Origin of the sequence: Xenorhabdus sp. TS4, from assembly GCF_014467265.1 — a bacterium.
Taxonomy (GTDB): Bacteria; Pseudomonadota; Gammaproteobacteria; order Enterobacterales; family Enterobacteriaceae; genus Xenorhabdus; species Xenorhabdus ehlersii.
Map to the genome: position 1 here is coordinate 13,256 of NZ_NKHQ01000018.1, position 24,155 is coordinate 37,410.

Consider the following 24,155-nt stretch of genomic DNA (forward strand, 5'->3'; position numbering starts at 1 on the left):
TGAGGTGAATGATGAAGATTATAGTAAATTTCTCTAACAGCTTACCTTAACTATCAACCCATTACTTTTAACCAACTCACAGGGGTAACCATCGTTCACCCCACGGACGCCCATTGTTCAGATGGGGTGGAATATGAAGATGAAAGAAAATCCTGACTTATGGGCCGACCTATTAAACGGCCTAAAAAACTCGTGGCCGCAAATATCCGGCTCTGTTTTGGCTGCCTTGATTTGCTACGGTCGCCTGATTTATGACGGCGTGGAACGAAAGAACCGTTGGGTCGAGGCACTGCTGTGTGGTGCGCTGTCATGGAGTGTGTCCAGTGGTCTGGAAATGTTCGGCATCCCTGCCAGTTTTGCACCGGCTATCGGGGGTGCCATTGGGTTTATTGGTGTTGAGAAGCTACGCGAGTTTGCTGTTCGTGCCATTAATAAACGTTTGGGGGATAAACAGTGACCAGAGGCATTCGTAATAACAACCCCGGCAATATCGATCACCACCCAAAGAACAAGTGGCAAGGTCAGTTGCCCCATGACCCGAAGATTGAATCTCGGTTCTGTCGGTTCGAATCTGAAATCTATGGTATTCGGGCATTGTTCAAATTGCTGCGAAACTATCAGCGCAAACACCAATTGCACACGATTAGACAAATCATCAATCGCTATGCGCCTCCCGTGGAGAACGACACGGAAAGCTACATCCAGTTTGCGGCTGAAAAGGTTGGCATCTCGGCGGATGAGAAGGTATCGACTCAGGATAAGAAAGTCCTGTTTGCTCTGGCAGAGGGGATTATCAAGATGGAGAACAGCAATCAGCAGCCGTATTCAGAGGCAACGTTTGAAAAAGCGTTTGAGCGTCTATGACGTTCAGGCTGCGCATGTTCATTATCGGTACGCTGATAACCGTGTTTTGTCTGCTCGGTGGCCTGCTGTGGTTCTACTACAGCAAGTATCACCAAAAGGACAAGGATTATAACGAGCTGGACACGAAGTATCAGCATCAACAAGTCATGACCGCCAATACCTTTCAGACTGTCAGGATATTCAATGATATCTCACGCATTAATAGCGAAAGCCGGAACCGGTCAGCCGTGGATTCTGAGCAGACTAAAGCGGCCATCAAAGATGCGGTGGTCAATCATGATTGTGCCAATCGCACTGTGCCTGATGGGGCTGTTATCCGGTTGCAGCAACACACGAACCGAATACGTTCCGGTGCCACCGGTACCCATTCCAGCACATTTGCTCGCTGACTGTTTGCCTCCGGTGATACCGGACACAATGACATGGAGTGACAGCCTCATTCTGAATGAGCAGTTACTGACGGTGATTGAGCAATGCAATCTGGATAAACAGGCGATGCGGGAAATAGAAAGGAACAAACCGCCACCTCAGAGCAAATGATACTGGGGTGGCAGGAGTAGGTTAGAGGGCAGTGTGGGTGAGAGGACGGTGGGAATGCTACCGTCCTATCGGAAGTTATAAAGATAGACAAGCATCGTAATTATCGAAAAACACGAGGCACGAAGTCATACAGTTAGCCCAATCACTACCAGTCTTATACTGGCAAAGTGCGGCGTAGGTCTGCGTTGAAGCAAAAAGAGCCGAACCCGCCAACAGGTAAAGAAGAAGATACTTTTTCATAATGATCACCTACATCGTTTACAGCATTACTACCACAAAACCTAATAACTCCATTTCAGTGTAATTAAAAGCGAATAATATTTAACAATTGATTAACGCTTGAAACTAAAACCAATATTTCTTTACCCGTTCTATGAGTGGTTAAAGGAATATTGATAACCCATGCTGCCACCCGTTCCCATCGCGTACCCAACGCATACGGGCTGGTGGCATTTTTATTTTCACTGCGCACCGCAGCGCCAATCTAAACATCGAGCCTTTATTTAGGAATGAGCCTTTGAGGGATCAGCTAAAACTGATGCTACTCGATGGGCTGATTTCCTATGCGGCAAAGGTTCATTACCTAAGTAAGGATAAGCATCGTGAGTACAGCATTAACTTTCAAAGAAAAAGAAGTAATCCCTTTTGACAATGGCGATGGGAAGATTTGGTTTACGGGTAAACAAGTTGCTCAGTTATTGGATTACGCCAAAACCAAATCAGTCACCAACCTGTATAACGCCAATTCCGATGAGTTTACTCCAGCCATGACCGAGGTCACTGTTGTAATGACCTCGAAAGAATCAATTACTTATAGAAATTTGAAGACGCGGGTTCGTATCTTTTCGTTGCGTGGACTCTATCTGTTAGGGATGTTGGCTGACACTCCTGTAGCAAAGGAACTGCGTAAATGGGTGCTGGATTTAATAGAAAAGGAAAGTCAGCCACGAGATTTGTCCTTGATGGATATGGAAAGCCTCAAAGAGCTGACTATTGGTGAAATGCAGAATCGCCTGGTGGCTGCCAATAAATGGTCATTCGACAACTTCGGTCGCAAAGGCAGTGACTTAATGAACTTACGCAAGCGTCACCTTAAGAAGATTCGCAAGGCGGAAAAGGCCATTCTTGAGTTATCCCAACTTACATTGCCCGGACTTGACGAGTTCCCCGACGAGGGAGAACCCGCATGAACCCTGAACAATTTATCGAGAAGAACGTACAGGCCGAGTTAACCAAGCTCGGCTTTTCTGTATCTATAGCAGGGATGGCAAGTGACAGAGCGGTAGACCATTACCGCTGCTCTGGTTCAGCGAGCAGAAAGGGCAAACTGTTTGACGACTGTCTGAATATCGCCAAGGCATGGGCGAGTAAGTATTCGACTGAAAAGCCGAAGAGCAAGAGGGCTTGATGCAATTGCTCCGCAATTGTACCAGAGCAAATAGAACGAACATTAAACTGAATACAAAATTCTGCAAAGCATCCACTTTCGGGGGTTTGATAGAGTTTTATATAGGTTTTCGGTATTGATGGTCTCGCCAGAATAGCGGGTTATATAAACCGAGGTAGTTATTTGTTCTGATTAAAGGTAAAAATAATGGCTCAGAAAAAACCAACGCTCACCGATGAGCAAAAGGTTCTTTTTGATGCCCTGACGAAATTACAGCAGAAATTCGTGTTAGGCATCCTAAAAGGACTAAACCAGATAGATGCCTATAAACAGGCTGGCTACAAGGCAAAAACGGACGAATCAGCCAGAGCATCGTCTTCTGAAATCTTAACAAATCTTAACGTTAAATCATTTCTTGATGCCATGAACCAAGAAGCCGTTTCTGATGCGGTCATGAGCCGTCAGGAAGCCTTAGAGCGGTTATCTGCAATGGGGCGTGTCTCTATTCACGATATCGCTGAATTCCGTAACAGTCAGATAGGCGAAGACGAAGAGGGTAAGCCCGTATTCCAAGCCTCATGGCAATTCAAAGATTCTGCTCTGCAAAATCCGGCAGCACTCAGTGCTATATCTGAGCTGACCACGGGCAAGGACGGCATCAAGTTAAAACTGCATGATCCGAAATCTGCCATTAAGCAACTGGCGGAGCTACTTGGTTGGGAATCAGCGAAGAAAGTCGATTTAAGTTCCAGCGATGGTTCGATGACACCAAACCCGATTGACCTCAGCCACCTGAGTTATGAGCAGTTGCTGGAACTGAGAAAAAATAAGGAAAAATAACCCTATTTAACATAATGGTGGTTAGGCGCATATCCGATTTTGGGTTCACTCAAATTCACTATCCAAATGGTTAAACCCCACAATCTTCTCGCCAAATAAGGCGCTTTTATTTGTTACTAATTTGTTATCAAAAACACGAAATTCATTTCGCGGTGATTTTGGTGCGAACGGCTTATTTTTCTCACTTTGGGTGCTGACATGGATATTGATAATGCAATGCTGGATGAGGCCATCGAGCGAGAGATTGCCCGGCGCAGTCTGCATGAATTCATTCAGTACATAAACCCTGAATACATTACCAGTGATTTCTCGCGTCAGGTCTGTGCGGCACTGGACGAATTTCTGCTTGATATGATGGCAGGTCAGCGCCCTATCCTGATATTGGGTGCGCCACCTCAGCACGGCAAGTCAGATATTGTATCCCGCTATCTGCCTGCGTACTTCTTTGGTAAGCATCCCGATAAACGGGTGGCGGGGTTGTCATACGGTAAAGATCTGGCCTCTGATATGAACCGTGATGTCCAGCGAATTATGATGAGTGAGGAATACCAGCATTTGTTCCCGGCATCTTCTTTGAACCCCAAGCGGGTTGTTACCGTTGAAACGATGGCAAAGCGTAACAGTGAGGCTTTCGAGATTGTGGGTAACAAGGGATCTTATATCGCGGCGGGTGTTGGCGGACCATTAACGGGTAAAAAGGTTGACTTAGGCATTATTGATGACCCGATTAAAAATGCCCAAGAAGCATTAAGCCCAACAACCAAAAATGCCATCTGGAACTGGTATGTTTCCACCTTCAAGACACGCCTGTCGAAAAACAGCGGCGAGATCATTATGGCCACGCGCTGGGCGACCGATGATTTATCCGGCAACGTGATTGAAATCAGTTCAAAAGCGAAGGTGCTCGCATTCCCTGCAATCAATGAGCAAGGTGAAGCGTTGGTGCCGGAACTGCATCCGATAGATAAGCTGCTAGAGACCAAATTGATATTGGGTGATTACTTCTGGTCAGCGATGTACCAGCAATCACCTAAACCGTCCGGCGGCACAATCTTCAAAGAGGATTGGGTGAAATACTACCTGCCTAAAGATTTACCTGAGAAATTCGATCGGGTTATCCATAGCTGGGATATGACGTTTAAGGATGGTGAAGGCACGGATTACGTGGTTGGTCAGGTTTGGGGCAAGAAAGGGGCGAATTCTTATTTATTACATCAAACACGTGCACGGATGACGTTTACCGAAACACTAAAAGCGGTTAAGAAAATGGCTAATGATTTTCCTGATGGTCGCCGTAAGCTGGTTGAGGATAAAGCTAATGGCCCTGCGGTCATTGATTCGCTCAAAAGTACGGTATCAGGATTGATACCGATTGAACCAGACGGCAGCAAGGTTGCTCGTGCTCACGCGGTGACGGCTGAGTGGGAAGCGGGAAATATTCTCTTGCCTCATCCCGACATTGCTCCGTGGGTTGTTGATGCTGTCAATGAAATCACAACGTTCCCGGTTGGTGCCCATGATGACGTTGTGGATTGTATGACGCAGGCCCTGCGCGACCTGTACCAGAAGAAGCGGGGTATCAGTATGAACCCGGATATCATTAACCAAGCGATGCATTCGCGCATTCGTCGGTAAATATCATTATGGCAAGAAAAAAACGTCAAGCAGAAAAGCGGAGGCGGGGATTCGCTTTGTCTCAATCTATTTGTGATCGGCTGGAATCAGAACAATACATCCCTACGTATGGCGAAGTGAAAAGCCTCTTCGGTCCAGCAAAAACACTCGGCGCACCGAAAGAGGCTGTCATGGCAATGGACAGCTCTTTGAGTTCATCGGGGGCATATACTCTCATTCAGCATGCGTGGGAACATGGTCAGGGGTATGCGATGGGGCCGTCCTTTATGGGGTATGCGGCACTGTCATCATTAACCCAGAACGGGCTAATCCGGGCGTGTATTGAAACCGTCGTTGATGATATGACGCGGGAATGGATTGATATTAAAGCCGTGGAGATTGACGGTCAGGTTGACAGCAGCGAAGACAAGAAGGTCATTGAAGATGCTTTGATTGCATTCAGAGTCAAAGATGTCTTTCACAAAGCGGCGGAGTTTAACGGTTATTTTGGCGGTTGCCTGATATTCATTGATACCGGCGCATCTGACAGCCAATTGTTGGTGCCGCTGAATATCTCAGAAAAATCAGCAGAGCTGAAAAATTTTAAACGCTTTGTGCTGGTGGAACCGATTAACATTTTCCCCGGTCGATATGAAAGCACCGATCCGCTCAGTTCCCGTTATTTTAATCCGGACACGTGGTGGATACTAGGGAAAGAGGTTCATGCCTCACGACTCATTCGTATTTGTGGTAATGAAGTGCCGATATTGCTCAAGCCTAGTTATAACTTCATGGGGATGCCACAGGCGCAGTTATTGTATGACTACGTGATCCACTTTCAGGACAGTCGGACCTCCGCCGCACGGTTACTGGAGAAATTCTCGCTCACGGCGCTAAAAACCAATATGGAAGACATTCTGACCAACCCTAATGCCACTAAAGGATTAGATGCTCGATTGGCGTATCTGGCCCAGCATCGCTCCAATGATGGCATTTTGGCGATTGATAAGGAAATGGAAGACATTGTAAAGCTGGAAACGCCGCTGTCGGGTGTGACTGATATTGTTCGCCAAATGTTGGAGCTGATTGTCGTGATAAACCGTACTCCGGCGGTCAAATCATTGGGTATCTCGCCCAGTGGTTTTAATGCAACCGGGGACAGTGATATCCGTAATTACAATGATCATGTGAAAAGCCAGCAAGAGAAAATCTTCCGTACTGGGCTGCAAAAAGCACTGAATATCCTCCAAATCGTCACATTAGGCCGATTGACACAATCCGTCACTTTCGATTTTGTTGATTTGAATAAGGATGACGCCAAAGCCGCAGCGGAAACTCAGAAAATGAAGACCGACCGCGATGTTTCACTGATTGATACCGGAGTGATTTCAGAAAAAGAGGTCAGACGGCGCTTATCAGCCGATCCTGATAGTGATTATTTCGGCATGGATGTTGATGACGTTCCAGAGGGTAATTATGGGGAAGAAGAAATCGAAAACGGCGCGACCTACACGCCCCAACGCGGGACTGGAGAGGGAGTATTATCGCCGGATGCAGGGGCTAATTCAGGAAATGACGGATTCGGTTGATTACTGGATATCAGCAGAATACAAACGCCAGCAGCCGGAGATTGTCGGTGATGCCTCACCTGCCAAAAAGTTAACGGAAAAATTATTTGCTATCAAAGGGCGATGGAATACGAAGTTTGGTCAGATTGCGAAGTCAATCGCTGTCTGGTTTGTCAGCCGAGCCAATACCTATGCGTCAAATTCAGTCAAAAACAAACTGAAAGCCGACAGTATCACCGTCAATATGCGTGTCACACCCGCAGTACAGAATGTGTTAGACAGCCTGTATGAACAGCAAGTTAGCCTGATTAAGTCTATTCCTGAACAATATCTCACGCAGGTGCAAACGCTGGTGCAGCAAAGTGTGGTTAATGGACGAGATATCGGATTCCTGAAAGAAGAGCTAAAAAAACGCTACAGCCTGACGGAAAGCCGGGCTAAGACGATTGCCCGCGATCAGAATGCCAAGGCAACCAACGCTATTGCGCGGGAGCGCTGTAAATCCTCCGGTATTACGGAGGGGATTTGGGTACACCGCGCTGGTGGTAGTAAATCCTATCGCGAGTCGCACATAAAAATGAATGGTCAACGATTTAAACTCAGTGAGGGTTGCTACGATCCACATGTACAGCGGCATATTCACCCCGGAGAACTCATCAACTGTAAGTGCGATTTCCGCCCTGTTATTCCTCAAATTGGAAGTGATTAACAATGTCTAAAGAAAAAAACTCGGTCGTGTTTGACGAGGGAAGCCGCCGACGTATTGATGACAACGGCTATCTCCACGTCTCCCAAACGCATCTCACAAAAGAGCAAGTAGTGCCGTATATCGGTCGGGAGATCCCCGGCTGGGAAGATCTGGGGCTAGAGCCAGACCGGATGTATTACGGTTATCGCCCTGGGGATGAATTGGGAAAAGCCCAATCAACATTTAACGGTGTCCCCCTCCTTTATATTCATAAACAGGATAGTGCAGGGCAGCCATTAAAAGAGCTGCGGGTGGGTTCCATTGGAACAACGCCAGTATGGGACTCACCCTATCTGGACAACGCATTAACCGTCACTGACCAGAGGGCGATTGATGCTATTGCGGATGGCTCGCTCAAGGAGTTGAGTTGCGGCTATTTTTTTGAACCCGACTTCACGTCGGGTGAGTTTAACGGGGCTACATATGATTTCGTGATGAGAAATATCCGAGGGAATCATGTGGCACTGGTCAAAGAAGGTCGGGCGGGTCCCGATGTATACGTACATGACGGCTTGCCGTCTCAATTGAAGGTACAAGAGATGTCAGAAGAAAACAAAATTGATAACCCTGATGTTATCGCGAAAGATGATCCGAATGCGGCTCTGCCACCTGAGAATCAGAAGCCGGAGAAATTCGTAATAGATAACGATTCCGTAAAAGAAAAAATGACGGAATTAGGATTGGCGACTGATGATGAAGAAGCCGTGAAGGTCTTTATCAGTGGTATGAAATTCGCTCATGAGCTTGTTGAGGGAGAACCTGCCTCTAATTCTGTCGGTGATAACATTCAGGCAGACCCTAACACGGTGAACAATCCTCCCCCAGAGGAAAAAAAGGAGAAACCAACCGCTATGGATCGCAAGCCAAAGATAACACTGGACGCCAACACTATTCGTCATCAGGCGGTTGAACAAGCTAAGACCCATTTTCGGGCACTCAATGAAGCCGGGCAAAAAGTCCGCCCGCTGGTGGGTGAAGTGGATGTGATGGCATTTGACAGTGCCGAAGAGATTTATGCGCACGCCCTGAAAAATAAGGGTTATGACCCCAAGAAATACGACAAGACCGCGTATAAAGGCATGGTAGACATCTTGGCAGCACAAAAACCGTCGGCATTTACAAATAATCCGGTGATGGATGCTGCACCAAGCAGTCTGGAAGGACCGTTTGCTGGTTTGAAAAACATCAAAATTTAAGAGGTTATCATGGCATTACAAAAACAGGTTGGTCTGTACTACGCTCCGGCAGTGCCCGGTGACAGGGCCACACAAAACACGGTTATTTACACGCAGGGCAATCCGAGGTCAGAGGGTGATATCACTATTGGTCATTTCGTCTTTGCTGGCTCTGATCCGTTCAAACAGGTCAAGGCATCCACAACGGGCAAAGATGCGCCCGTGGGCTTCGTTGAACGTATATTGGCGTACTACAACTACAACCTGATATCGCCTGCAACCATGACTATCCCAGCCTATACGGATGTTACTGTTGCGGTTCGGGGTGATTTCTGGTGTGCGCCAACCAATCAGAATGCGTCCATTGGTCAGGCGGTGTTTACGTCTGCAACTGATGGCAGTATTCAAACAGGGGATGCAAAAGCTACGATTGACGGTCACGTCAAAACAGACTGGATTGTCAAATACTACGACGCTGACAGTAATCTAGCCATCATTTCTAACTGGCATACCGCCTAACTACCCGACCGAACATTTTCACGCATGACGACACTCTGCAATGACGGGTGGGCTTTTTCATGCGTGCATGGAGAACAGAATGAGTACACCTTCTTTTGAACAAGCCAAGCTCTATGGCTTTATTTTCAACGGCGCACGCGAATGGATCACCCCCGGTAATATGCCACGATTGATTCAAGATGCTGCGTTAATCACTTCGCCAAACTCGACCGTTCCGGCAGAGTTGCTGGCCTATGTAGACCCGACTGTTATCCAAATCTTAACCGCCGTGCGTAATGCCCGCGAGGTGTTCAGCGAAGAGAAACGCGGGGACTGGACAACTCCCTATATGAAATGGCGTGCGAATGAAGTCACAGGTAATACTGCCGCCTATTCGGATTTCGGACATTCTGGTAAATCCGGCACAAACTACGAGCACCATACTCGCGAGCAGTACCGCTTCCAGACCGTTATCCAGTACGGCGACTTAGAAGCGGATATGGCCTCTGGAGCGAAAATCAATCTGGCAGCGGATAAACAGCGTGCAGCGGCGACCATCATCGATATCGACAGTAACAAGTTTTACCTACTGGGGGTGGCGGGTCGTGAAATTTACGGTGCATTGAACGACCCGAATTTAAACCCGGCCATCGCAGCCGCGCCTGCGGGAGAAAAAGGCTCAACCAAATGGCTGGATAAAACCACGCAGCAACGCTACCGGGATATCCTGAATCTGTTTGCCCGGCTGGTAAATCAGACTCAGGGGCTGGTGTCAGAGAGTGATGAGTTAATTCTGACCATCTCGCCAAGCCTGCGTGTACAACTGGGCGATGCTACTGACTTTAACGTTTCTGTGATGAAAATGCTGACAACATATTTCAGCAAACTCAAAATTGTCTCATTACCGCAACTGGGTGGCCCCAGCGGTGAAACCATGCAGATGATTGCTCCGAAAGTGGCGGGCATGGAAACGGGATTGTTGGGCTTTGGTGAGAAGATGCGGGCGGGTCGTATTGTGCCTGAACTGTCTTCTTTCTCGCAGAAATTCACGTCAACCACTTATGGTGCGGTGATCCGAATCCCTGCCGCTATTGCCCAAATGACGGGCATGTAACTGATACATCACAATTAATATTCAATGGTCTCTCAGGAGGCCATTTTTTATATCGGAGAAAAGAAGCATGTCTAAAGGTAAAACCGTTAATGTCCGCCTGAATCATCCGCATGGGATTGCGTTCCCGATACCGGATGGCACCAACGTGGTTCTGAAAGGAAACGCGTTTCGTCTGTTTGGAATGGAAAAAGGTACGCTTCCCGTTGGTCTCTATGGGGAAACGACGGTAGATGCGGATAAATGGGATTACATCCTGCGAACCTATGGTGAGATGGAAATATTCAAAAACCATCTGTGTGTCTGGGATGAAAAAGCATCCAGTGCTAACGACAAAGCCAGTGAGAAAAAAGAGCTACGCCACGGTCGTGAGCCAGTAGATACCAGCAAGACTACAACAGAGCCAGCGAAGGAGACTGCCTGATGGCTATCGTCACATTTGATAGTGGCGAATTCCTGAAATTGTACCCTCGATTTGCTGGCATCCTGACCGAAGGGCAATTACAACAGGCATTTGATGTGGCCTGTTTGCTGCTTGATAACTCTGATAATTCGATTACCCCCTATGAGCCTGATGGTACACAGGAACGCAAGACATTGCTTTATCTACTGACCTGTCATATTGCCACGGTAACGCTATGGGGAAATCGAGATCAAGCTGGTCCAGCCGCCAATGCCTCAGAGGGTTCAGTGAGCGTCTCGTTTGCTGTTCCAGATGTTGCCAATGCCTCATGGTTTAAAACCACACCATGCGGGCAAATGTACTGGCAGGCGACCCGTAAGTATGTTGTAGGTGGACGCTATTCAGCAGTGAAACATTATCATCCGTGGGGGTAATCATGGCTATCAAAGGTGGCGATAAGCTCAGGTCAGCACTGGAACGCATCGCCAGCACGCAAACGATTCAGGTCAATGCCGGCATACTGGCAGGCGCAACTAACGAAGATACAGGCGAGCCAATCGCCCCGTATGCCGCCGCGAATGAATTTGGTACACGCAATATTCCGCCACGCCCCTTTATGCGCAGCACCATCGCTAATAAATCGGGTGAATGGGGTCAACTCATCGGCGCTCAGATTCGCGGACGGTTGCAGGAAGCTGGTGGTATTGAAGCGGCATTTAATACCTTGGGTATGATAATGGCGTCGGACATTAAGGACAGTATCGAGCAGTCATTGCCGCCCCCTAATGCCCCGGCAACGGTAGCAGCAAAAGTACGCAAGGAGCGGGCATCACCGAATCAGACGTTGGTTGATTCCGGCAGCTTGCAAAGGGCGATTGATTACGAAGTTATCAAAGGTGGGGAGTGAAGTGCCCTCTAATCATTCAAATGTCACATTTCTGTTATCATCTTACGACTTAATTGAAGGTGATAACAATGAAGCTGAAATTTGCACTAACTACACTATTCGTTGTGGGGCTCGGTAATGCACTCGCTGATACCGGTTCGGCGAATGATTCGTATCGCGCTAAGATACTTGAAGAGCGAAGAAAGTTAACTTCGTGTGCTACGGAATATCTGAAAAAAGAAGCTATAAGCACTAATAAAGCAGCCGTACAAATTTCGTCAGAAGCTGTTGAGATTTGCGGTAAGCATTTCGAAGCTGTTGAAGATGCAAATATTGCTGCATTTAAAAGTGTGTATCCAGAGGAAGAATATTCGGAAGTTGTAGAATGGCAAGAATCCGTGAGAGAAGGAAATATTTGGAGAAGTAAAAGGGTGCTTTTAGAAGAAGGAGCAATTGCCGTGATTAAAATACGAAAGCAACAAGCTGAAAATAATAAATAAATTGCTTCAGTGTTTAAGCGTCCAACCCCAATGCCGCCTAGTGCGGCTTTTTTGTACCCAAAAGGTGAGAAATGATAAATGTCAGAGACATCGCCAACAACCTCATCACCACTGTTAACCCCAACATTACTGCCGTTCTGGTCGTGAACAACGGTTACACCATTGATGAAGCTGGGGAGCAAATCCCCGATTACTCAGAGCATGACATTACCGTGCAGCTACAAAGCTTGAGCACACGAGACTTAGATCATCTCGGTGTTATCAATCAACAAGGGCAGTTCATCTATGCCTACGCGAGAGGGCAAATCTCAGCATTGCGCAGAACGAAAGATAAAGGTTCTGACCAGATGAAATTTGCTGCTTATGGTGAGGATGACGCGTCTGAGTGGAATGTCACGCAGGTCATCGAATCCTACCCGACATGGGTTAAGGTGCTGCTATGGCGACAATAACGGTAACTCACAGGGATATATTTATTGAGTTAAGAAAATATCTCATTGAATTATTCCAGTGTGATGTGGTTCAGGGCTACCAAAACGGTGTTCCTGCTCCCAAAAACGGCATTGTGATGCACGTCCTGTTTGAGCGTGATATTGATTATATCGCTAATTATTACCATCACGAATCGTCAGAAATCACAGCACAACGCTCAGTAGAACTGACAATACAGTTAGATTTTTACGGGGTGGACGCAGATTCACGGGCGCGGGTGGTGGCCAATCTGTGGCAGTCCAGTTACACCACGGCACGGCTCAAGAAATGTCAGCCACTTTACAGTGATCAGCCCAAGAAAAACGTACTGGTGAATGAGGCTAACCAATACGAAAACCGCGTCATGCTCGAAATCAAACTGCAATACAACCCCGAAATAACCTACTCAATCGATAGCACTGACAAATTCTCTATTGATATCAATTCTATTTAAGGTGAACTCATGAACACTATTCCGGCGAGTGATATCGTCAGTGTTCTGCCCGGTGTCGTTGGCACGGGCGGAAATCCACTGGCATTGAACGCCCTATTTATTACCAAAAGCACACCAAGCTCCATGCTGGGGGTGAAGGCATTCGGTTCTGCCGAACAGGTTGCTGAAATCTTTGGGACTAAATCCAAAGAACACGAAGCGGCACAGGTTTATTTTGCCGGATTTGTTGGCTCAACATCCCGACCTGAAACGTTGTATATCGCATCCATGATGACAACCAATCAGGCGGCAAAACTGGTCGGCGGTAAAGTGCCAACCAGAGATTTTAACCACATTCCACAGGGACTGGAGTTGGATATTGACGGTAAGAAGCAGACGGTCACTATCACCCCTGCCGATATCAAATCCTACTCCGCATTAGCAGAGGCGGTATCTGCATCGTTGGCGAAGGCTGGCACCTGCAAATATGACGCAACCAGCCGCACGTTTACCATTGAAGGTGCAACAAAAGGTAGTGCCGGCACTATCAGTTTCGGTTCGGGCGATTTGGCTGAATACATGGGGCTGACAGAAAAAAACGCACAGAAAAACGATGGCATCAATGCCGATACTATTGATGAACTAATGCCGCGCATTACCAAAGAGGTGAGTAATTTTGTTTCCATTATGGCGATTGGTGATTTCAGTTCTGACGAGAAACTGGCTATCTCCAAATGGGTGACGGTGCAAAATGACCGCTATGTGCATGTGCTGTATTCGTTCAGTAGCGAACTGGCAGCACTGGAAGTAATCTCAACGGCTATCCGTGAATCAGAGATTGGCGGTACATGCCTGATGTACGGCGATCATACTCATGGCGCATTTGCCTGTACCTATGCAGCATCGTTGAATTTCAATGAGCTGAACGGCCGCGCAACATTTGCGTTCCGTCGTCAGGAGGGATTGATTCCGACAGTAACCGATAAGGCGCTGGCTGATGAACTGCTACGGCTGAGATTCAATTTCTACGGTGCTTACGGTACGGCAAACGACCGGTTTGTCTTTGTGAATCAGGGTTCAATCTCCGGTAAATTCAAATGGCTGGATAGCTATGTCAATCAGGTTTATCTGAACAGTCAGTTGCAATTGGCATTAATGACGATGCTGACCTCGTTCAAATCCATTCCGTACAACGAAACAGGCCGAGCTATCCACCGCGCAGCCATCAAAGACCCGATTGATCAGATGCTGAATTTCGGCGCTATTCAGCGCGGTATCACTTTATCTGAGCAACAAAAGAAACAGATTAACGTTGAGGCAGGTTTTGATGCTGCCGCCCAGATTCAGACAGAAGGTTGGTGTCTGCGTATCGGTGAGACTCCGGCGCAGACTCGCGGTCTGCGTAAATCCATGCCGTTGAAACTCTGGTATGCCGATGGTGGCAGTGTCCAGCAAATCACTCTTCCCTCAATCAACGTTCAGTAAGAGGACAACATTATGCCAATGGGACATAACCCACGCACGATCACATCAGCGAACTCGGTACTGATGCTGAGATGCAAAGGGATTTATGATGATTACGTCACTATTAACGGCTTTCAGGCTGACAATGCATGGGAGTTCGGCGAGGTCACGCTGGGAGAAACCCGTATCGGGGTGGATGGTAAACAGTCTATGGGCTACATCCCCCATGAAACACCATGGACATTGTATCTGGAGGCCAATAGCCCATCTACACAGATATTGGAAAACATCCGCAAAGACTTCAATAGCAACATGGAAGCGCGATATATCGACATCATTGTTGAGATGCCTTCCATTGGAAAACGCTACTCCGGCACTGGTGGGCTAATCAGTATGACGGGTGGTGCCAGCGGTAAGAAGTTGCTAGACGGAACCAGTTATAAATTCAACATGATCACTAACGGCGCTGAGGAAATTGCATAATGGCTCTGAAATCAAAAACCATCACTATCGAATCCGGTCGTGATGCAGGTAAAACATTTGTTGTCACTGAGATGCCCGTTATTAAAGCCGATAACTGGGCAATGAGAGCCATATTTGCCGTCGCTAATGGCGGCATTGATATCGGCGATATTCGTCCTGAAATGGGTATGATGGGCATGGCTCAGGTGGCTGTTAAGGCTTTGTCCCGTATCGATCCTGATGTCGGCATTCCGCTATTGGATGAGTTACTGGAGTGTGTCCAAATCGTTCCGTCTGGCGGCAATGCCCGTAGCATCGAATTCAATTCTGATATCAGTGATGTCAAAACAATGTTCCTGCTGAGAAAAGAAGCCTTCGTCATCCACATCGATTTTTTAACTCAAGGCGGTGGGTTCAGCTTGAAAAATTAAAAGCTGGCCTGCCGCTGAAAGATGGGGTCATAGCTGAAACGTTGAATGTCTCCAGTGTTGCGTATCAGGTTATTACATCAGGGTACGCAACCTATTCCGAACTCGCCACGATATACAGTCTCGAAGATGCGCTGAACCTAATCGAGGTGCATCAGGTCAGTGAATACAACAAACGTTTGATAGAGGAACTGAGTGGCAACCATGATTAATGCATCTGCCAATTAATGATCTTTTCCGATTAAGTCACAGTTAAATTTTTCTAAAGGTGGTAACCATGCTTATTCGTAATAACGAACTCATGGAGAAAGGCATGTCAATTACTTATGAAGACATTAAGAAACAAAGAACTAATCTTGAAAGCAAGTATCGACTTCGCAAGGCTGAGTTACAGAAGTATGGACATAAGTTAGTCCATGAGTATTGGGCTTCATTATCACTAACAAATAGTGTTTGGCGGGATAGTGAAGGTGATGAATATAGCTATGTTTCAATTGGATCTGTGGATGAAAAAGGCAAGTTCCATAAAAAACCTTTAGAATCACTCAGTCTAAGTGAAAACTACGAGTTAAAATTCAAGATAGCTACTACCGTGGATGATTCACCTTTGACAGGGGGGGATCTTCATGCTGTTAGTATTTCAATGTGGATAATAAATGAAAATCTTCATGTTGATGTAGGCAATGGACAGAAAGAACTCATTATATCTTCTCCATCAGAAGATGATTCTTTCATTGAAGTATGTTCTGCAATAAAGCAATTGCTCATGATGAGCTTTACAGACTCAAGACTTGATTAAAGCGTCTTGAGTTATCTGTACGGGGTCGCAAGTGCGGCCTTTTTTGTTTCTAAAAAAGGAGTCCCAATGGCGACCTTAGTTGACACGCTGCTTGTCGCGTTAAAATTGGACATGTCCGGTTTTGCCAGTGATGCGAACAAAGCAATCAAAGCACTTGATGATCTGGATAAGAAGGCTGATGGCGCATCTACTACGGTAGTGAAATTGTCAGATGGAACCGATAAGGCTGCGGACAGTTCAAAAGATTTGAACCAGTCTAATCAATCCTTGACTAAATCGACTGAAATTGTCGGTAAAACCACTAAAAATACATCTAATGTTGTATTGAGTTTTTCCGACAAACTCAGTGACGCTTCCGATAAAACTCAGAAAATGAGTAAGTCCGTTGACGGCGCTGTTAAAGCACTTGCAGGCCTGTTCACGACGATTTTCGTCTCTAGCGGGCTGGCAAAATTGGTTAGCGAGGTATCACAGTCTAACGATCAGCTTCACTTTCTAAGCAAAAATTTAGGCATGAACGCGGACACCATCAAAAAGTGGCAGAACGTCGCGGAAATGTCTGGTGGTAGCGCGGACGGTATGGCGGCCACCATGTCCAGTCTCAATAAATCACTGTGGGATTTGGTTACAGTCGGCGATGCGTCTATATTGCCATTTTTCAATGCGCTAGGTGTTGGGGTGGTAGATTCCTACGGGAAAATCAGAAATCTGGACGATATACTACTGGATATGGCAGACAGTATGTCCCAGATGGAGCGCCCACAAGCTTATAATATCGCTAAGAATATGGGGCTGGATGAGGGCACTATCAACACTCTGTTAGAGGGGCGAGACGCCATTCAGAAACGTCTGGACGCGCAGAAAAACGTAGTCATATCCACCAAAGAGGAACTGGAGCTTAACCGTAAACTCAGGGAGCAAAATTCAGTACTCGGCCAGCAATGGGAGGGGCTGAAAACCATTGTTGCTAATTATCTCATTCCAAGGTTACTCAAGCTGTCTACAATGATGACAGGCTTTCTTGAGTATCTGAATAAAAACCGAGAGACGGCTCTTAATGTATTTAGACTGCTATCAGTCTTTTTAACACTGACGCTTATCCCAGTATTATTCCGTGTAGGCCGTATGTTACTACTGGCTTTTGCTCCATTGCTTGGTACTACAGGAATCATTCTTGCCCTTGCTGCTGCACTCTGGGTATTGTATGACGATTACCAGACATGGAAAAAAGGCGGGGATTCTGTACTTAACTGGAAAGAGTGGGATGAATCAATCACGTGGATACTTAAGAAACTGGGTGAGTTTGGAAAATGGTTCAAAGATACCACTATCGGGAAATGGTTCACTGATTCCAAGGGTGATCTGGACGGATTCAAATTAACTTTGGGCGGCCTAGCATTATTTCTTGGTGGGCCATGGTTGGCTGGAGTTTTAACCTCGCTGACACTGGCGGGATTAGGCTTACTCAGGTTCTTTGGGTTGCCGGGCGCACTGCTTGCCGGTGCTATCTGGGCATTCAGCGAACTAAAATCCAAGATTGATAACTTTGACTGGGATTCAGCAGCTAAAGATATGGCGAAAGTAGGTGTTAAAGCAGCTAAAGCCGTAAAAACAGTCAAAAAGCTAACAAACGCCGAAACAGTATCAGAGCAAGGCCAAGTGCTGTTTGATACAGCAAAATCATTACCCGAAGCGAAGCTCATCACCGATTCAATACAGGTGGGCACAAATATAGTAAAGAGCAACACAGATGAGCAAGGCAGAGTTAACTGGTCTGGTGTGGTGGGAAGTACCGTTGATTCATTTAATAAGGCTGCAAAAATCGCTGCTGATGGTGCAAAGAATAAACCTAAAGCTTTACCTAACGCCAAGAAAGGCAATGCAAATGAGCTTCAAGGTCAGGCTGCCCTTGATTCCATGAGAGGGTATTTTATGGAGCTTGAGAAGAGGGAGGGGCTAGATCCGGGTTTACTGTATGGTGTAGCAATGGCTGAATCATCGGGTAATCGATTCGCTATAGGGCCTCAGACGGAATATGGAAAGGCTAAAGGCCCATTTCAATTTATACCTCAAACTGCCGCTGCATATGGGTTAAAAGGTGATGATGTTTTCGATTGGTATAAATCATCAGATGCCGCAGCCAAGATGCTTGGTAATTTATCCAGAAAATTTAAAGGTGATCTGGATAAGGAATTGGCTGGATATAATTGGGGAGAAGGCAAAATGAAGCGAAATGGCATGGAAAAAATGCCAAAACAAACTCGTGATTATATCCGTGAAGTCAAAAAGAACATGGCAAAGGAACAAAAAGACAGAAAAGCACAAGGAATTGTACAGTCACTTTCTGACTTCCAAGCAAGAATGACCCAGCCACTTATTCCAAATATGGATATGAACGCACCTCATGAGTTCCTCGCTCAGACTGAAAGAATACGGAATATGCCTATGGCTGGTGCAACTAATAATGTCAAAGTAGACCTTAACGGAGACATTAATGTAGTCACATCCGCAAATACGGTAACTGGAACCGTAACGGATGCAGGCGAAGCCGCAAGATTAAGCCTTTCTCAGATTATGACATCGATGGGCTAAGCGGGAATCCCCGCTTAGATCAAGACTGTTTGATAGATTCGGCAGATACAAAGGTGGGGTAAAGACCGCTACCGCAACCGCGGGATGTTAATTTTATCTTGGCATCCTGCTTTATCAGATAGCGGATATAGTTATAAGCATATTGAGGGATATCTTTGTAGATTGGGGATATATCATAGGTTTCATAGTTACCATCACTATCTTTTACTTTAAAAGTTTCTACAGTTCTTTCATCTGGTGAAACAGAGATAACCGTAACACGTTTTGTAACGGGGTCAGAGCAATTAAACCAATAGCCTGAAACATCACTTGAATTATTCTTGGGTGCATCATAAATACCATATATTTCACCATCGCGAATATCCATATAGTAATCATTACCTACATAAGTCATCGACTCATATTTTTTATTTTCTGCTGCCAGAGAAGGTAATGCTATTACAGTAGCAATTATAAGGAGTGCGGCTTTTATTAGTCTCATTACATTGCACCTCAAAGTAGTTGATCTATGTGGACAGCATAACACTAATTTGTTTAGCCTGTGTTTTATTTGAGCGCAATGGTTATACTTGGAGCAAATTAATCATTACACGGGGTGATGAATGTTAAGGATATGTGTTGCTGTCTTATTTTTAGTGTCTAGCATTGCTAATGCTGCTGGTATTCCTGAGCCTCAAAATAAAGCTGCTTTTAATAATTTCAAGACGATTTTGTCTGGATTTTTTATTAAACGTGGAATCAATTCTGCTAAAAGTGGGAAAAAAACAGAATTTTTTCAAGATGTGAATGGTTCGTATTCTTCTGTTCAGTTGTATAGAGAATATAAGCAAAATGAGCTTGTTGCTAATAAAAAATATAAGGGTAAAAAAATTAGAGTGCATGGCACTACTGAGAGTGTGACTGAAAATTTTATTGGTCAAGCTGTAGTAAAAACTGAAAGCCCTGATTTTTTTCTTGGTAGCACCATGTACAATGTTGATAAAGAAGATCCTTATGTTTTGAATTTAGTGCCGGGTTCAAAAGTAGATATGGTATGTGTAGGTGCAGGGTTTGTTATGGATAGTCCTATTCTTAATAACTGTGTATCAACAGATAGTTACATAGAAACCCAGATTAAAAAAAATATTAATTTTTCTAAAGTCATGGACGGATTAACTTATCTTTACTACATCCCAAATGAAGATATTTTAGGTAAAGAGTGTCATACAACTGCATCTTGCAATGAGTTTATATCAATAATCGCGCTGTTGGTTAACAGAAACGGAGATGAATATACTGAAAAAAACTTCACTGAGGATGAAAAAAAGGAAATTATTCAATTAGTAGAGCGGTATGAAATAACGGAAAAATCAATAAGTGAACGGACTGATAAAATGAAAAATTTCGTAGAGAAATACAAGACTGAATTTGAAAAACGATTCGGCTTTAATGGAGACTCAAAATTATGACTACTTGCAGTGATAACAAAATAGCCCCGTAGGGGCTTACTCATGTGACATTTTCTTCAATGTTTCTAACAAAGCAGCCTTGAATTTATCCGCCTCAAGTTGAGCTAGCTCATCAATCTTTTTAGGTTGTGATTCATCGTCTATGGCGGATTGTAGAATCATTACCATCTCTGAGTTAAGAGAACGCCCGTTCTTCTTAGCTCTTCCGGTCAGCGCCTCCTTTAACTCGTCAGGCATTCGTATGCTGTATGGACTTATATCTCTAACTTTTTTCATTGAACTCAGCCGATAATCATATTGATATCAAATTGTATTCACTTTACCCTTGACATGATATATTCATAGTTATATCTTTGTGATATCAAAAAGAATCACAAAAAGGAAGATGAACCATGAAAGAGGATAAGGCAGCATATACATTAAGGATGTCAATAGACTTAAAAAAATTGCTTCAAAAGGTAGCTAAACAAGAAGGGCGTTCATTCAATGCAGAAATTGTTCAGCGAGTGATGAAAACTTTAAAAGATGATGGGCATATAAATGCTTAAAAACAGTGAAGCCCTAATTGCTTGCGACAATCAGGGCTTCGAAATTGCCAGAAATCTTGAGGAAAACTGACATGAATAGTATAGCAATTCGTGAGTCACATAACACTAATCAAATTATTATCTCTGATGTCTCTATCCATCAAGATACTCAGGGTCGTTACTCACTGAACGATCTACATAAAGCATCTGGTGGCGAAGAGAAGAACAAACCGGCAAACTGGTTACGCTCAGATAAAACCGTTGAATTAATTGATGAAATCCTAAATGCTCAGATTCGAGCATTTAAACCTGTAGATTCACGTAAGGGCCGCCATGGTGGAACTTATGTTTGTAAAGAGTTGGTCTATTCTTATGCCATGTGGATCAGCGCTGCGTTCGCCCTGAAAGTTATTCGCGCCTACGATGCGCTTGTTACGGGGCAAATAGATGTAGAAGCCAAACCCCGTAAACAGCCCAAACAGATAGCCGGACGTATCACACCAGATCAGCAAGAGGCTATCAAACAACTGGTTCTCAATCGTGGCAAGGCGTTACCAAAAGAGAGCCAAGCTAAAGCAATGATAACTATGTGGTCAGCCCTGAAAACTCATTTTGGATGTACTTACAAAGAAATAGAGAGTGAACAGTTCACAGAAGCCCTTTCTTTAGCTGCACGAGTACCATTGGAGGGTGAATATATTGCTAAAGAAGAATTACCCGCACCAAAAGTGCAGTCGCAATTATCTGATGATGAATTAATCACCCTGTGCTGGTCATGGCACTACTTAATGATGTGTCGTGCTGCTATGGATGATATCTACCCGCTTTTAGATGTAGCAGAACATAAACGGGCTAAGGATTTTCACACCATGCCAAGAGAAAGTGCATTTAATGCTGGAATGATGCAATCAATACTCCAGAGATTAACTACTCATCTCACGCCAAACATTTTTGATAACACCCGAATTCTAAATAATCTCAGACGGGAATCATTAACAAAATAAACAGTAAGCCAAGGATGGCTTTAATTAACCTGTGAGAATAAATTTTTCCAACAAATGGAATAGTCACACAATAAATCTAATAAAAGACCGCAAAACGTCCCCTTTTTTCCTTTGAGGGGAACAGCAAGTTATTTATCCTAGATGCAATTAAAACGAAGTATTACGAAAAACAGGAGAATGAAATGTCATTGGAAATAAAGAAAGTGAACACGAATATTGGATGCAGTATTTGTGGCAGAAACAGCAAAGACAGCAAAAAAAGTCATTTATTTATCGCTGGCCTGTATGGGTATATATGCTCGTCATGCATCAGTGACTGCGTAACTATTCTCGCTTCATGTATTGAAGATAACATGAATAACGCAAATAAGAATACTGGTGAAGGAAATGAACAGCAGACTCAATAAAGTCGAAACCTCGAAGGCTGGCACCAACGAGGCTTCTAAAACGTCAAATCTTACGAGGAAAATAACGCTATGAAAATTTTAGCACCTGCAACACAAGCTGTCACTATGTCAAGCCGTGAGATCGCGGAACTGACAGGTAAACGAATTAGCGATATTCATCGTGATATTCGAGCTATGGTTCCTGCGCTGTACGCGGTTGATAATGGAGAAAATGTTAAATCATATAAGTGGGATACCGACAAGGATAAGATGATGGCCTTTTTGCTTCATTATAAAATTCAAGGTGTTAAAGTAAATTTTGATGACAGAGGGTATGTTTACGAATTCCTACTAGACCGCCGCCACACAGAAATCTTAGTTACTGGTTATGACGTTAAAAGACGAGCGGCAGTCATTGACCGTTGGTTTGCTCTGGAATCTAACGTAAGAAAGATCACCAAGAGTCAATCTGGTCTTCCTGAATACCGATTCGCCAAAGCAGAGCAATTGAAGTCTGTTGCTCTAGAAAAGAATATTGCGTCAATTGAGAGGCTAACTACTCTTCTGCCTAATCTGGATCATCTGGCTAAGCAGTCATTTGCCGCCTCAGTGATTAATCCTATTGTTGGTTTTGCTGCAATCCCTCTCCCTGCACTAGAAGAGAAATACTACACGGCTGGTGAAGTTGGAAAAATGCTGGATGTATCAGCAAACAAAATCGGACGAGTTGCCAATGAGCACAAACTCAAAAATGAACAACATGGTAAGTTCTTTTTGGATAAGTCTGCTCACTCAGATAAGCAGGTTGAGGCATTTCGTTACAATGAGAACGGTATCAAGGCGCTCAGGCATTTGATTCACGGCGTTGAAGTAGCTTAAGGATTAGAGCCATGGACGGCGATCAAATACTGATCTATTTAGATTAATTGATCAATCTAACAGTGATAATCAGTATTAACAATACATATTTACGCGTATTACGTGTGTAAATGGTTGAATATTCGAAGCGCTTCGCACTTTGTAATGGATTATCTTTACAAAACGTTACAATCACGAGATAAATAGAACGCGCTAAAACGGCGAAGCCCCCAACCGTCGTGGGGACAGTTAGGGGCTTCTTATACAACATCTAATACCTACCGAGGAATATAGACATGTTAAGTATACCAGTTAATGAAGTTTGTAAAACCTCTAATTCTGTACAAAGTATGACCGCCATTATGCACAACAGCATTCCAGTTATTACTACTGAGTTGTTGGCTAACGTTTATGAAACAGATGTTATTAACATTCAGGTTAATCATTCCAGAAATAAAGGCCGTTTTGTAGAAGGTAAACACTTCTTCAAGGTTGCTGGGCAAGGACTTAAAGATTTGCGGCTTACTTTAAGTAAGTCACAAAATTTGCGACTGACAGTTAGTCAGTTACAAATTTCACCAAAAGCACGAAGCCTCGTCCTCTGGACAGAACGCGGCGCTGCTCGTCACGCTAAGATGTTAGATACTGACAAGGCATGGGATGTTTTCGAGAAGCTGGAAGACTTTTACTTCAACCAGAAAGAAGCGGAACCAGTTGCACTGAAAACCACAACCCAAGACCGTACCCCTCTTCGTGGACTGGTTAATACTCTGATGGGTAAATATGGAGTCAGTAATAAAAAGCTGTTCCAGATGATTCATCATGAGTTCGGGGTAGGTCATATAAATGAGTTAACCAACGACCAGCTTCCCTCTGCGATAGAGTATCTGGCGACTAAAGCAATTGAGGGTGAGTTCCTTGGTCGGGAAGAATTACCAAGCATCGACTTATCATCTGAACTCAGAAACGCCAATGCCTTATATAAAAACCTAATGCACCTCAAAGATACTTGGGATACCCTCAATCCACATTTATCTGTTTTAACACCTGATATAGCGCATGCGTTTAATGGGGCATTTAGTAATGTGAGCGGTCCTGTCTTAGCCCTTAAAAATGGCCTTGAGCGAAAGGCTAGCTACTGAACTAACC

At 44.8% G+C, this 24,155-nt stretch carries 33 protein-coding genes; 31 read left to right on the forward strand and 2 right to left on the reverse strand.

Annotation, left to right across the window (positions count from 1 at the left end; translation table 11 throughout):
- Nucleotides 1–133: 133 nt before the first annotated feature.
- From Xets_RS10185 to Xets_RS10305, 25 genes are all read left to right on the forward strand, one after another.
- Nucleotides 134–457 (forward strand): phage holin, lambda family, encoded by a 324-nt coding sequence (locus Xets_RS10185; protein WP_244208746.1) that lies wholly within the window; start codon nucleotides 134–136, stop codon nucleotides 455–457.
- Nucleotides 454–864 carry a structural protein gene (locus Xets_RS10190; protein ID WP_187651567.1) on the forward strand — a complete coding sequence of 137 codons (411 nt, stop codon included), beginning with the start codon at nucleotides 454–456 and terminating at the stop codon, nucleotides 862–864. Before Xets_RS10185 ends, Xets_RS10190 begins: the two co-directional genes overlap by 4 nt.
- The gene (locus Xets_RS10195) at nucleotides 861–1,253 is read left to right on the forward strand and encodes a hypothetical protein (RefSeq protein ID WP_099134121.1); all 393 of its coding nucleotides are present in this window, start codon (nucleotides 861–863) and stop codon (nucleotides 1,251–1,253) included. Before Xets_RS10190 ends, Xets_RS10195 begins: the two co-directional genes overlap by 4 nt.
- Nucleotides 1,254–1,281: 28 nt before the next feature.
- Nucleotides 1,282–1,404, forward strand: a complete 123-nt coding sequence (locus tag Xets_RS24650; RefSeq protein WP_255430595.1) for a hypothetical protein — start codon at nucleotides 1,282–1,284, stop codon at nucleotides 1,402–1,404.
- A gap of 602 nt (nucleotides 1,405–2,006) precedes the next feature.
- Nucleotides 2,007–2,594 (forward strand): Bro-N domain-containing protein, encoded by a 588-nt coding sequence (locus Xets_RS10205; RefSeq protein WP_187651569.1) that lies wholly within the window; start codon nucleotides 2,007–2,009, stop codon nucleotides 2,592–2,594.
- Entirely contained in the window at nucleotides 2,591–2,812 is a 222-nt protein-coding gene (locus Xets_RS10210; RefSeq protein ID WP_187651570.1) for a hypothetical protein, read from the forward strand. Before Xets_RS10205 ends, Xets_RS10210 begins: the two co-directional genes overlap by 4 nt.
- A 186-nt stretch (nucleotides 2,813–2,998) precedes the next feature.
- The gene (locus tag Xets_RS10215; RefSeq protein WP_187651571.1) at nucleotides 2,999–3,631 is read left to right on the forward strand and encodes a terminase small subunit; all 633 of its coding nucleotides are present in this window, start codon (nucleotides 2,999–3,001) and stop codon (nucleotides 3,629–3,631) included.
- A gap of 198 nt (nucleotides 3,632–3,829) precedes the next feature.
- A complete protein-coding gene (terL, locus tag Xets_RS10220) occupies nucleotides 3,830–5,266 on the forward strand; it encodes a phage terminase large subunit (protein WP_187651572.1) in 1,437 nt (478 codons plus the stop codon).
- Between the two features lie 56 nt (nucleotides 5,267–5,322).
- The gene (locus tag Xets_RS10225; RefSeq protein WP_255430596.1) at nucleotides 5,323–6,834 is read left to right on the forward strand and encodes a DUF1073 domain-containing protein; all 1,512 of its coding nucleotides are present in this window, start codon (nucleotides 5,323–5,325) and stop codon (nucleotides 6,832–6,834) included.
- Nucleotides 6,818–7,522, forward strand: a complete 705-nt coding sequence (locus tag Xets_RS10230) for a phage minor head protein (protein WP_187651574.1) — start codon at nucleotides 6,818–6,820, stop codon at nucleotides 7,520–7,522. The genes Xets_RS10225 and Xets_RS10230 overlap by 17 nt, the downstream gene beginning before the upstream one ends.
- 2 nt (nucleotides 7,523–7,524) lie before the next feature.
- Complete coding sequence (locus Xets_RS10235) at nucleotides 7,525–8,757, forward strand: DUF2213 domain-containing protein (RefSeq protein ID WP_187651575.1); 1,233 nt, start codon at nucleotides 7,525–7,527, stop codon at nucleotides 8,755–8,757.
- 51 nt (nucleotides 8,758–8,808) lie between these two features.
- A complete protein-coding gene (locus Xets_RS10240; protein ID WP_222941559.1) occupies nucleotides 8,809–9,255 on the forward strand; it encodes a hypothetical protein in 447 nt (148 codons plus the stop codon).
- A 160-nt stretch (nucleotides 9,256–9,415) separates the two neighbouring features.
- On the forward strand, nucleotides 9,416–10,348 hold the full coding sequence (locus Xets_RS10245) for a major capsid family protein (RefSeq protein WP_255430597.1): 933 nt from the start codon (nucleotides 9,416–9,418) through the stop codon (nucleotides 10,346–10,348).
- Nucleotides 10,349–10,415: 67 nt separating this feature from the next.
- Entirely contained in the window at nucleotides 10,416–10,769 is a 354-nt protein-coding gene (locus Xets_RS10250) for a hypothetical protein (protein WP_187651578.1), read from the forward strand.
- Nucleotides 10,769–11,182: a DUF4054 domain-containing protein gene (locus tag Xets_RS10255; protein ID WP_187651579.1), complete on the forward strand. Its 414-nt coding sequence runs from the start codon at nucleotides 10,769–10,771 to the stop codon at nucleotides 11,180–11,182. The genes Xets_RS10250 and Xets_RS10255 overlap by 1 nt, the downstream gene beginning before the upstream one ends.
- A 2-nt stretch (nucleotides 11,183–11,184) precedes the next feature.
- Nucleotides 11,185–11,655, forward strand: coding sequence for a hypothetical protein (locus Xets_RS10260; RefSeq protein ID WP_187651580.1), 471 nt, complete (start codon nucleotides 11,185–11,187; stop codon nucleotides 11,653–11,655).
- A 68-nt stretch (nucleotides 11,656–11,723) separates the two neighbouring features.
- On the forward strand, nucleotides 11,724–12,134 hold the full coding sequence (locus Xets_RS10265; RefSeq protein ID WP_187651581.1) for a hypothetical protein: 411 nt from the start codon (nucleotides 11,724–11,726) through the stop codon (nucleotides 12,132–12,134).
- A gap of 71 nt (nucleotides 12,135–12,205) precedes the next feature.
- Entirely contained in the window at nucleotides 12,206–12,586 is a 381-nt protein-coding gene (locus Xets_RS10270; protein ID WP_222941560.1) for a hypothetical protein, read from the forward strand.
- A complete protein-coding gene (locus tag Xets_RS10275; protein ID WP_187651582.1) occupies nucleotides 12,574–13,059 on the forward strand; it encodes a hypothetical protein in 486 nt (161 codons plus the stop codon). The genes Xets_RS10270 and Xets_RS10275 overlap by 13 nt, the downstream gene beginning before the upstream one ends.
- Before the next feature lie 9 nt (nucleotides 13,060–13,068).
- Entirely contained in the window at nucleotides 13,069–14,523 is a 1,455-nt protein-coding gene (locus tag Xets_RS10280) for a DUF3383 domain-containing protein (protein ID WP_187651583.1), read from the forward strand.
- A 12-nt stretch (nucleotides 14,524–14,535) separates the two neighbouring features.
- Nucleotides 14,536–14,985 carry a hypothetical protein gene (locus Xets_RS10285; protein ID WP_051875439.1) on the forward strand — a complete coding sequence of 150 codons (450 nt, stop codon included), beginning with the start codon at nucleotides 14,536–14,538 and terminating at the stop codon, nucleotides 14,983–14,985.
- Nucleotides 14,985–15,395: a hypothetical protein gene (locus Xets_RS10290; RefSeq protein ID WP_187651584.1), complete on the forward strand. Its 411-nt coding sequence runs from the start codon at nucleotides 14,985–14,987 to the stop codon at nucleotides 15,393–15,395. Before Xets_RS10285 ends, Xets_RS10290 begins: the two co-directional genes overlap by 1 nt.
- Nucleotides 15,396–15,436: 41 nt before the next feature.
- On the forward strand, nucleotides 15,437–15,604 hold the full coding sequence (locus tag Xets_RS10295; RefSeq protein ID WP_187651585.1) for a hypothetical protein: 168 nt from the start codon (nucleotides 15,437–15,439) through the stop codon (nucleotides 15,602–15,604).
- Nucleotides 15,605–15,669: 65 nt separating this feature from the next.
- Nucleotides 15,670–16,191: a hypothetical protein gene (locus Xets_RS10300; RefSeq protein ID WP_187651586.1), complete on the forward strand. Its 522-nt coding sequence runs from the start codon at nucleotides 15,670–15,672 to the stop codon at nucleotides 16,189–16,191.
- Between the two features lie 66 nt (nucleotides 16,192–16,257).
- A complete protein-coding gene (locus Xets_RS10305) occupies nucleotides 16,258–18,783 on the forward strand; it encodes a lytic transglycosylase domain-containing protein (protein ID WP_187651587.1) in 2,526 nt (841 codons plus the stop codon).
- A 19-nt stretch (nucleotides 18,784–18,802) separates the two neighbouring features.
- Here Xets_RS10305 and Xets_RS10310 read toward each other — a convergent pair whose 3' ends face one another.
- Nucleotides 18,803–19,264: a hypothetical protein gene (locus Xets_RS10310; RefSeq protein WP_187651588.1), complete on the reverse strand. Its 462-nt coding sequence runs from the start codon at nucleotides 19,262–19,264 to the stop codon at nucleotides 18,803–18,805.
- Between the two features lie 121 nt (nucleotides 19,265–19,385).
- Here Xets_RS10310 and Xets_RS10315 point away from each other — a divergent pair, with 121 nt between their 5' ends.
- On the forward strand, nucleotides 19,386–20,231 hold the full coding sequence (locus tag Xets_RS10315) for a hypothetical protein (protein ID WP_187651589.1): 846 nt from the start codon (nucleotides 19,386–19,388) through the stop codon (nucleotides 20,229–20,231).
- A 36-nt stretch (nucleotides 20,232–20,267) separates the two neighbouring features.
- Here the strand turns inward: Xets_RS10315 and Xets_RS10320 are convergent, their stop codons facing one another.
- Entirely contained in the window at nucleotides 20,268–20,507 is a 240-nt protein-coding gene (locus Xets_RS10320) for an Arc family DNA-binding protein (RefSeq protein WP_187651590.1), read from the reverse strand.
- Nucleotides 20,508–20,623: 116 nt separating this feature from the next.
- On the opposite strand from Xets_RS10320, the gene Xets_RS10325 reads away from it, so the two are divergent.
- The 5 genes from Xets_RS10325 to Xets_RS24655 all read left to right on the forward strand — a co-directional run bounded on the left by Xets_RS10325 (nucleotide 20,624) and on the right by Xets_RS24655 (nucleotide 24,148).
- The gene (locus Xets_RS10325; RefSeq protein WP_187651591.1) at nucleotides 20,624–20,779 is read left to right on the forward strand and encodes an Arc family DNA-binding protein; all 156 of its coding nucleotides are present in this window, start codon (nucleotides 20,624–20,626) and stop codon (nucleotides 20,777–20,779) included.
- Between the two features lie 71 nt (nucleotides 20,780–20,850).
- Nucleotides 20,851–21,762, forward strand: coding sequence for a KilA-N domain-containing protein (locus Xets_RS10330; protein ID WP_187651592.1), 912 nt, complete (start codon nucleotides 20,851–20,853; stop codon nucleotides 21,760–21,762).
- A 182-nt stretch (nucleotides 21,763–21,944) separates the two neighbouring features.
- Nucleotides 21,945–22,169: a ClpX C4-type zinc finger protein gene (locus Xets_RS10335; RefSeq protein WP_187651593.1), complete on the forward strand. Its 225-nt coding sequence runs from the start codon at nucleotides 21,945–21,947 to the stop codon at nucleotides 22,167–22,169.
- 69 nt (nucleotides 22,170–22,238) lie between these two features.
- Entirely contained in the window at nucleotides 22,239–23,027 is a 789-nt protein-coding gene (locus Xets_RS10340; protein ID WP_187651594.1) for a Rha family transcriptional regulator, read from the forward strand.
- Nucleotides 23,028–23,302: 275 nt separating this feature from the next.
- The gene (locus Xets_RS24655) at nucleotides 23,303–24,148 is read left to right on the forward strand and encodes an ORF6N domain-containing protein (RefSeq protein WP_255430598.1); all 846 of its coding nucleotides are present in this window, start codon (nucleotides 23,303–23,305) and stop codon (nucleotides 24,146–24,148) included.
- The last annotated feature ends 7 nt before the right edge of the window (nucleotides 24,149–24,155 follow it).

Excerpts from the sequence above, each read along its gene's own strand:
- Xets_RS10185 (WP_244208746.1), top strand. The coding sequence starts at position 134 with ATGAAGATGAAAGAAAATCCTGACTTATGGGCCGACCTATTAAACGGC.
- Xets_RS10195 (WP_099134121.1), top strand. The coding sequence starts at position 861 with ATGACGTTCAGGCTGCGCATGTTCATTATCGGTACGCTGATAACCGTG.
- Xets_RS24650 (WP_255430595.1), top strand. The coding sequence starts at position 1,282 with ATGACATGGAGTGACAGCCTCATTCTGAATGAGCAGTTACTGACGGTG.
- Xets_RS10210 (WP_187651570.1), top strand. The coding sequence starts at position 2,591 with ATGAACCCTGAACAATTTATCGAGAAGAACGTACAGGCCGAGTTAACC.
- Xets_RS10215 (WP_187651571.1), top strand. The coding sequence starts at position 2,999 with ATGGCTCAGAAAAAACCAACGCTCACCGATGAGCAAAAGGTTCTTTTT.
- terL (WP_187651572.1), top strand. The coding sequence starts at position 3,830 with ATGGATATTGATAATGCAATGCTGGATGAGGCCATCGAGCGAGAGATT.
- Xets_RS10230 (WP_187651574.1), top strand. The coding sequence starts at position 6,818 with ATGACGGATTCGGTTGATTACTGGATATCAGCAGAATACAAACGCCAG.
- Xets_RS10235 (WP_187651575.1), top strand. The coding sequence starts at position 7,525 with ATGTCTAAAGAAAAAAACTCGGTCGTGTTTGACGAGGGAAGCCGCCGA.
- Xets_RS10245 (WP_255430597.1), top strand. The coding sequence starts at position 9,416 with ATGCCACGATTGATTCAAGATGCTGCGTTAATCACTTCGCCAAACTCG.
- Xets_RS10250 (WP_187651578.1), top strand. The coding sequence starts at position 10,416 with ATGTCTAAAGGTAAAACCGTTAATGTCCGCCTGAATCATCCGCATGGG.
- Xets_RS10255 (WP_187651579.1), top strand. The coding sequence starts at position 10,769 with ATGGCTATCGTCACATTTGATAGTGGCGAATTCCTGAAATTGTACCCT.
- Xets_RS10260 (WP_187651580.1), top strand. The coding sequence starts at position 11,185 with ATGGCTATCAAAGGTGGCGATAAGCTCAGGTCAGCACTGGAACGCATC.
- Xets_RS10265 (WP_187651581.1), top strand. The coding sequence starts at position 11,724 with ATGAAGCTGAAATTTGCACTAACTACACTATTCGTTGTGGGGCTCGGT.
- Xets_RS10270 (WP_222941560.1), top strand. The coding sequence starts at position 12,206 with ATGATAAATGTCAGAGACATCGCCAACAACCTCATCACCACTGTTAAC.
- Xets_RS10275 (WP_187651582.1), top strand. The coding sequence starts at position 12,574 with ATGGCGACAATAACGGTAACTCACAGGGATATATTTATTGAGTTAAGA.
- Xets_RS10280 (WP_187651583.1), top strand. The coding sequence starts at position 13,069 with ATGAACACTATTCCGGCGAGTGATATCGTCAGTGTTCTGCCCGGTGTC.
- Xets_RS10285 (WP_051875439.1), top strand. The coding sequence starts at position 14,536 with ATGCCAATGGGACATAACCCACGCACGATCACATCAGCGAACTCGGTA.
- Xets_RS10290 (WP_187651584.1), top strand. The coding sequence starts at position 14,985 with ATGGCTCTGAAATCAAAAACCATCACTATCGAATCCGGTCGTGATGCA.
- Xets_RS10300 (WP_187651586.1), top strand. The coding sequence starts at position 15,670 with ATGCTTATTCGTAATAACGAACTCATGGAGAAAGGCATGTCAATTACT.
- Xets_RS10305 (WP_187651587.1), top strand. The coding sequence starts at position 16,258 with ATGGCGACCTTAGTTGACACGCTGCTTGTCGCGTTAAAATTGGACATG.
- Xets_RS10310 (WP_187651588.1), bottom strand. The coding sequence starts at position 19,264 with ATGAGACTAATAAAAGCCGCACTCCTTATAATTGCTACTGTAATAGCA.
- Xets_RS10315 (WP_187651589.1), top strand. The coding sequence starts at position 19,386 with ATGTTAAGGATATGTGTTGCTGTCTTATTTTTAGTGTCTAGCATTGCT.
- Xets_RS10320 (WP_187651590.1), bottom strand. The coding sequence starts at position 20,507 with ATGAAAAAAGTTAGAGATATAAGTCCATACAGCATACGAATGCCTGAC.
- Xets_RS10325 (WP_187651591.1), top strand. The coding sequence starts at position 20,624 with ATGAAAGAGGATAAGGCAGCATATACATTAAGGATGTCAATAGACTTA.
- Xets_RS10330 (WP_187651592.1), top strand. The coding sequence starts at position 20,851 with ATGAATAGTATAGCAATTCGTGAGTCACATAACACTAATCAAATTATT.
- Xets_RS10335 (WP_187651593.1), top strand. The coding sequence starts at position 21,945 with ATGTCATTGGAAATAAAGAAAGTGAACACGAATATTGGATGCAGTATT.
- Xets_RS10340 (WP_187651594.1), top strand. The coding sequence starts at position 22,239 with ATGAAAATTTTAGCACCTGCAACACAAGCTGTCACTATGTCAAGCCGT.
- Xets_RS24655 (WP_255430598.1), top strand. The coding sequence starts at position 23,303 with ATGTTAAGTATACCAGTTAATGAAGTTTGTAAAACCTCTAATTCTGTA.